The sequence below is a fragment of the Paraburkholderia sp. BR14374 genome, from assembly GCF_040948685.1.
GTDB classification, from domain to species: Bacteria; Pseudomonadota; Gammaproteobacteria; order Burkholderiales; family Burkholderiaceae; genus Paraburkholderia; species Paraburkholderia youngii.
Genome location: NZ_JBFPKF010000061.1, coordinates 1 through 6762 on the forward strand (window position 1 = coordinate 1; position 6762 = coordinate 6762).

General features: G+C 59.0%; 3 protein-coding genes and 4 pseudogenes. 3 read left to right on the forward strand and 4 right to left on the reverse strand.

Annotated features, from left to right (window positions below; all coding sequences use genetic code 11):
- Positions 1–82, reverse strand: a pseudogene (locus tag AB3X86_RS37485) (IS5/IS1182 family transposase); the annotation flags it as partial.
- Positions 83–199: 117 nt separating this feature from the next.
- The gene (locus AB3X86_RS37490) at positions 200–457 is read right to left on the reverse strand and encodes an H-NS family nucleoid-associated regulatory protein (protein ID WP_368599822.1); all 258 of its coding nucleotides are present in this window, start codon (positions 455–457) and stop codon (positions 200–202) included.
- A gap of 780 nt (positions 458–1237) precedes the next feature.
- Here AB3X86_RS37490 and AB3X86_RS37495 point away from each other — a divergent pair.
- Complete coding sequence (locus AB3X86_RS37495; RefSeq protein WP_368599823.1) at positions 1238–2254, forward strand: 1-aminocyclopropane-1-carboxylate deaminase; 1017 nt, start codon at positions 1238–1240, stop codon at positions 2252–2254.
- 342 nt (positions 2255–2596) lie between these two features.
- Positions 2597–2722, forward strand: a pseudogene (locus AB3X86_RS37500) (IS110 family transposase); the annotation flags it as partial.
- 73 nt (positions 2723–2795) lie between these two features.
- Here the strand turns inward: AB3X86_RS37500 and AB3X86_RS37505 are convergent.
- A pseudogene (locus AB3X86_RS37505) lies at positions 2796–2981 on the reverse strand (IS6 family transposase); the annotation flags it as partial.
- A gap of 991 nt (positions 2982–3972) precedes the next feature.
- On the opposite strand from AB3X86_RS37505, the gene AB3X86_RS37510 reads away from it, so the two are divergent.
- Positions 3973–5139 carry an acyl-CoA dehydrogenase family protein gene (locus tag AB3X86_RS37510; protein ID WP_368599824.1) on the forward strand — a complete coding sequence of 389 codons (1167 nt, stop codon included), beginning with the start codon at positions 3973–3975 and terminating at the stop codon, positions 5137–5139.
- A gap of 115 nt (positions 5140–5254) precedes the next feature.
- Here the strand turns inward: AB3X86_RS37510 and AB3X86_RS37515 are convergent.
- Positions 5255–6418: pseudogene (locus tag AB3X86_RS37515) on the reverse strand (IS3 family transposase).
- Between the last annotated feature and the right edge of the window lie 344 nt (positions 6419–6762).

Here is a 6762-nt window from a genome sequence, read left to right on the forward strand (position 1 = left end):
TGTTCATCAAGGTCAGGTACGGAGCGGCGAAGTACCACTCTTCATCCGATACATCCGTTGGGTAAGGCCTGCGTTTTTTCATTCCGCCAGGATACCAGGTCCGACATAAAGTGCCTAACACCCTCTAAGCGTTTTCTGAGCAGTCGCTGTTGAGTTCGTCGTAGTGTTCGTCACCAGGAACTTGGTGCGGTCTTTTACCTTAGCGATCCAAGCCGGTGCCCGTCTTTGGGTCGGCGTACTTCGTTGCCGATGCCTCCCGCTTCGCCGGTGCGGTCGCGCCGGGTCTGCAGCCGAGTCGCCTGTCCAAAGACGCCTCAATATCAGCAATAGATAGAGAGTGCTGTTCCAGCATACGGAGGATTTTCCCGATCGCTGTTGCCGAATCTCTCTTCTCTAACGCTGCCACCCGTGCTTGGAGCTTTGCGATTTTTGCCTGGATGGCTTCCAGCGTAGCCATGCTTGTTTTCCTTTGGATAGGATGAGTAAGCCGCACTATGCCATATCGCCCAGCGAACACAAACAGCATTGCACGGCTTGCCGAGTTAATACACCTTGAAACGAATATCCTGGCTATTCAAAAACACGGACTTCTCGGTCCGCGCCGGTGGATAAGGCGACAATTCGCACATAGCGAAACGATCAATCGTTCGAAATGGGAAACAGTGTAACTCCCGATGCGCATGTCATCCGCGCCCCATCGTCGCCTTAACACGTAAGATGCCCGTCGACGCCGAGAGCGATAGCAAGAAAACCTGTCAAAAGGCTGTAGCACTATTTCTGGTGCCCGCCTCGCTGGATTCGAAACGTACAGAACACATGACGGCGAAAATGCAGGGACTGCGACGAAGGCAGCGAAAATCCGGGCCAAACCCGACGCATCGCGTGCGGCAGAACATTTCGTAGGCCCGCGGTCATTTGCGGCGATCGCGACTACCACACCGACAAATCGCCAACACTTGCATGATCGCAGCATAAAGCCAGTGATTGGACAACGAAGAACCGAAGATGGTAGCGGTCTCAGCAAATCCCGCTGGTTGGCAGCACGGACTCACGCGTGGCTCTGCAACGTCCGACGTCGTCGTACCGACATCGACCGTCGCGGCCATATTATCAAGCAAGCATTCGTCAGTTTTTGCTTGCTCGCTCATCTGCTGGAACATATTCAAAGAAGAGGAGTCACATCTTTGAACTGGCCTGTTACCATGAACTCACGGAAATCACTCGCCACGGAGCCCCGATGAACCTGCAACGATTCCCCCGCTACTCGCTCACCTTCGGGCCGACGCCGATCCAGTCGCTCAACCGTCTGAGCGAGCATCTCGGCGGCAAGGTCAAGCTTTATGCCAAGCGCGAGGACTGCAACAGCGGCCTCGCGTTCGGCGGCAACAAGACCCGCAAGCTCGAATATCTGATCCCCGACGCGCTCGCGCAGGGCTGCGACACGCTCGTGTCGATCGGCGGCATCCAGTCGAACCAGACGCGCCAGGTCGCGGCGGTTGCCGCGCATCTGGGCCTGAAGTGCGTGCTCGTGCAGGAGAGCTGGGTCAACTACCCAGATGCGGTGTACGACCGTGTCGGCAACATCCTGATGTCGCGCATGATGGGCGCCGACGTGCGACTCGTGCCGGACGGCTTCGACATCGGCTTTCGCAAGAGCTGGGAGGACGCGCTCGACAGCGTGCGCGCGGCCGGCGGCAAGCCGTACGCGATTCCGGCCGGCTGCTCGGATCATCCGCTGGGCGGGCTCGGCTTCGTCGGCTTCGCAGAAGAGGTGCGTCAGCAGGAAGCCGAACTGGGCTTCAGGTTCGACTACATCGTCGTGTGCTCGGTGACGGGCAGCACCCAGGCGGGCATGGTGGTCGGCTTCGCCGCCGACGGCCGCGCCGATCGGGTGATCGGCATCGACGCCTCGGCGAAACCGGCGCAGACGCGCGAGCAGATCACCCGCATCGCGAAGCGGACCGCCGGGAGCGTCGAGCTGGGCCGCGACATCACCGCGAAGGACATCGTGCTCGACGAACGCTACGGCGGCCCGGAATACGGTCTGCCGAACGACGGCACGCTCGAGGCGATCCGTCTGTGCGCGCGGCTCGAAGGCATGCTGACCGATCCGGTGTACGAGGGGAAATCGATGCACGGCATGATCGACAAGGTACGTAACGGCGAATTTCCGGCCGGCTCGCGCGTGCTGTATGCGCACCTGGGCGGCGTGCCGGCGTTGAGCGCGTACAGCTTCATCTTCCGCGACGGTTGACGGGTTTAAGGGCCTTAGGCGACGAGCGTCGGCGGTCCGGGGTTCAGGCCCGACTTCATCAGATATGCTTGCCGCGTTCATTGCGACGTCGAGTTAAAGCCGCGTCAGCTGCGCGGAGTCGTCGTCGACATTGCGTATCGAAACGCTGCTGGCTTCTCACGTGCGGGCACTCAAGGCATTTCGCGGCATGCCCACAGAGGCCAAGCCCGAATGAAAGGGGCTTCGTCCGCAATCAGGTGCCTGTTGCGGGCGATGGCATCAAGGCGCCACGATGTGGTTCTCGCACTCTATTAACTCCCTCGAAGGGGCAGTCCACGGCAATCGTAAAGCTAGGATTTTGATCTGGCCACGAATGTCTGTGCGCTGCCGGCGACCGGCAAGCCCGAATTGGTAGGCCCGGAAATTCGCCGCACTCGGTTGCTTGAAGGTGTGGCATCTTTACCTCCTTGTCTTATCGGGATGGACAGCTGACCCGGCGCGCGTCACTGGGCACGCGAGTTCGAGAGGCTAAGGCTCACGACGCGCCGCTTACACGGTGCACGAAACACGCACCGAATTTATCGCACCGGCGTGCAGACCGTTTCGTGGCTGACGATAACCTCGGATTCGAACAGCAGTTCCTCGATGTCGTGCAGCCTCAACTGAAACAGGTAGTACCGCCACACCGCGCAGCTGATGACCGCAAGGGAAGACGACAACCGTGATAAAGCGATTTTCCATCCTTCATCACGCGATCTTACTCGACCAATTCAGCAACGTGACAGTGGCAAGCTTACTGATCGAGAGGGTGTAGTCGCGATCGCCGCCTTGGTTCTCTTTCCTTCAGATGCCGCCTCGACGTTATCCTCACGGGACAACTTGGCGCCGACGCGGTGAGCCTTTTCGTTGTCGGGCTGTCCGGCGTTTGACGGGGATGGCGCTCGCCTTCACGTCGGAATTCGTAGTCGCCTTTGCCGCTCACGCTCCAGCCTACGGTACGCGCCGCTTTCCGCCGTGCCTTTGGGACGAACATGGCTACCACTAAATAAGAGTGAAAAGCATGAACGTCACCAACTACATTCAATTCGACAGCGACGACCCTCGATACCGCAAAGGGCGCGGGGCCTCGTCTCCACTATGGACCACTACATGGACATCAAAGTTGTTCGCGTTGGTCCTATCTCACGGCGGCGGATTGGAAGGCCGTTATATGGTAACAACCGCGCGCGTGTGGGACCTTGCCAGATGTTCGACAATGTCGGGAATGAAACAACGCGTTGAGGAGTGTTTTCGTTGTTGGGCAAGCATTTTTGGATTGGTACGACACTTGCGCGTCTCACGCCACGCAAACAAGAGGAGAAATCCATGGTTAGACTCAGCGCTCGCGCCAACGGCCACGCTCGATGCTTTCGGCAGACACAAATACGCGCTGTCTGGCACAGAACCACCGGCATATCGACCTCAGCCGTCCCACGAGTTGTCAATAGCAAGAGGCGGCACGCGAGCATAATGTTGGCTTATAACGACGTAAGGCACGCAACTGACCACCGTAGCATTCTATCTGTTTCCGGCAGACGGCATGCGAACTCATTAAAAGAATCAGACCTATGCCGAAACTGATGATGCCAAGTGATCCTTTACTCGGGACAGATGGTCCGTCCCACAAAGGACATCAAACCGCAAGCCCCTCCCCCACTGGCGACGAGGTCCCGCGGATCTCGGCTAATGCGGCCGGGTGGATGCTTGACGCAATTCGTGACCTTGCTCCGGCCATTCTGTCCCGTGCAGCCGAGATCGAAACCGAACGTCGTATGCCCTCGGACCTTATCGAGAAGTTGCGACTGATCGGAGTGTTCCGCATGTTCGCGCCACGCAGTCGTGGAGGATTAGAGCTAGATTTGCCTTGGGGAATGGAAGTGATCAGCGCGTTGGCTCGGCTCGATGGCTCAGTGGGCTGGACCGCGATGATCGCCAGTGCATCGGCCATTATGGCTCCTCGATTGCCGAGACAGACTTGCGATCTGATCTATGAAGACAAGTCGGATGTCATCATAGCTGGTGTCTCCACGCCTGGAGGCACCGCCGAAAGGGTACCAGGTGGGTGGCAGGTCAGCGGCCGTTGGCCGTTCGCCAGTTGTTGCCACAACGCCGACTGGATCATGGGTCTCTGTGTCATGTCGGAAGGCGGAAAACCACTCTATGGTCCGGCAGGGGATGCCGGACCACCGTTGGTCCGGTATGTCGCATTGCCGGCCTCCGCTTGGCAAATTGAAGACACTTGGCACGCCTCCGGCCTCAGAGGTTCCGGCAGTGACCACACAGCCCTTCAGAACGTGGTCGCGCCGGAGGCCAATTTTTTCGACTTTCCAGATGGAGCATCATGCGAACCGGGACCGCTATATCAAGCGTGGCGGCACCTTCAGTCGGTGCTTTTTGGAGCTGTCTGCGTCGGCATCGCCGAGGGCGCGCTATGGGATGTCGCCGAACTCGCCCTCGGTGGCCGGCAACCACTTCGAGCGCCGGTTCCTATGCGCGACTCGGAGATGTTCCAAGGCGAACTGGGTCGAATTGAGGCAGATGTGCGTGCAGCGCGGGCGGCCATGCAGATTCAGGTGGACAGTCTCTGGAGGCACGCCGTGGCCGACACGCTGAACGGCCAAGCCCTATACACCCAGGGCATACAGACGGGAACCTGGATTGCGACGATCTGTGCCCGGGCAGCACATGCCTGCTTTGCGCTGGCCGGCGGTGCTGCAGTTTATGAATCTTCACCCCTTCAGCGGCGGCTGCGCGATCTGCAGGCGGCGGCGCAACATGCCATGGTCCAGCAGCGGCACTATGCGGACGCTGGCCGGCTGCTGCTGGAGCGGGTTAGACGAACGCCAAGATCGGACACGCGGCTATAAAGTGGGTACGGGAACGGCAAGAAGCCTTACGAGTCATGCGTATGAAGCGCTTTCCGCATCGTTATGCTCCGCCGTGACCTTGCCCCTGTTTGACGTATCCCATAGCCGAGGGAATTCAGGCGGCTCGGTGGGCAGCGAGCCAGTTCTTCTCGAACGTCAGAGGGCTGACGTAATCGAGCGTCGAGTGTAGCCGATGGGCATTGTAGAAACCCAGCCAATCAACGATTTCGTCCATCACCGCGCGCCTTGTGGCGAAGTGCCGACCATGCAGGCGACCGACTTTCAGCGAACCCCACAAGCTTTCGGTCGGCGCGTTGTCCCAGCAATCGCCACGGCGGCTCATCGACGAACGCATGCCATATGCTTTCAGCGTGTCCTGAAACAGCCCGCTGCAATACTGGCTGCCCCGGTCGCTGTGCATGATCAGGCCCGGCGGCGGACGCCGTCTGAACCATGCCATGCGCAGCGCGTCAGTGACCAACTCGGCCTTCATGTGAGGCTGCATCGACAGCCCACCACCTGCTTGCTGAACAGGTCGATGATGACCACCAGATAAACCCAGCCTTCTGCAGTCGCGCAGTACGTGATGTCGCTCGTCCAGACCTGATTCGGCGCACTCGTCGTGAAGTTACGCTTCAGCAAGTTCGGCGCGACCGGCAGGTTATGGTACGAATTCGTCGTCGCGATGAACTTGCGCTTGTGCCGAGCACGAATGCCGTGCCGCGCCATCAGATTGCGAACCCGCTCCTTACCCACGCGCACACCACGTGCAACCAGTTCTTTCGTCATGCGCGGCCAGCCGTACTCACCCTTGACCTGCGCATGGATCGCGCGGATGTTGGCCAGCAAGGCATCGTCGCTGATTCGTACCGGGCTGTGCCTCTCCCGGCCCGCTGCAGCCCGCTGACGCCGCTGGTGACCTCCAGCAACTCGCACAGCAGCGACGCCGGCCTGCGCTTGTGCTCCCGTTCGATAAAGGCGTACTTCACGGCGATTCTTTCGCAAAGTACGCTGCCGCCTTTTTTAGAATGTCGCGCTCCATCTTCAGTCGCGCATTCTCCGCACGCAGTCGAGCCAGCTCCATCTGCTCCTCGGTTACCGGCTTCGTACCCGGGCCGACCAGCGTTCCTTTTCGGTCTGCCTGCACCCAGTTCGAGATCGTCTGGCTCGACACCCCCAGAATCGCCGACACCGCTGCCAGGCTCTGCCCGGCCTTCACCAGCCGCACCGCCTCCAGCTTGAATTCCAGGGTGTACCGCGCACGCTTCAATTGGCTCATCTTAGTTTCTCCTTGCTGCAGTTTAAACCTCAGCAAGGGATACGTTTTTCAGGGGCAAGCTCAAAGATTATGACGGATCTTCCTTCTCTTGCGCTCACTCCGCAATGTCCTTCCTTTTTCGGGGAAAATGGCCGATATTGTTGCCTTGAGTTCAGGAAACCCGGGTTTATTGCGACCACAACTGTATAAGTTCTACGACCGAGGCCCCCAATATGGTTCGAGCTTGTGTGAAAACGCGTTGATCGCCTAGACTGGATTAACTCATTCAGCATGGGTGACCGGATGAAGCGATTCATAGAAGGCGAAGATCGCAAGCAGGTGACGCTGCTTCCAGAATGCCTTGA

What these genes read in the sequence shown, in the direction of transcription:
- AB3X86_RS37495 (WP_368599823.1), top strand. Translation starts at nt 1,238, where the DNA reads ATGAACCTGCAACGATTCCCCCGCTACTCGCTCACCTTCGGGCCGACG.
- AB3X86_RS37510 (WP_368599824.1), top strand. Translation starts at nt 3,973, where the DNA reads ATGCTTGACGCAATTCGTGACCTTGCTCCGGCCATTCTGTCCCGTGCA.
- AB3X86_RS37490 (WP_368599822.1), bottom strand. Translation starts at nt 457, where the DNA reads ATGGCTACGCTGGAAGCCATCCAGGCAAAAATCGCAAAGCTCCAAGCA.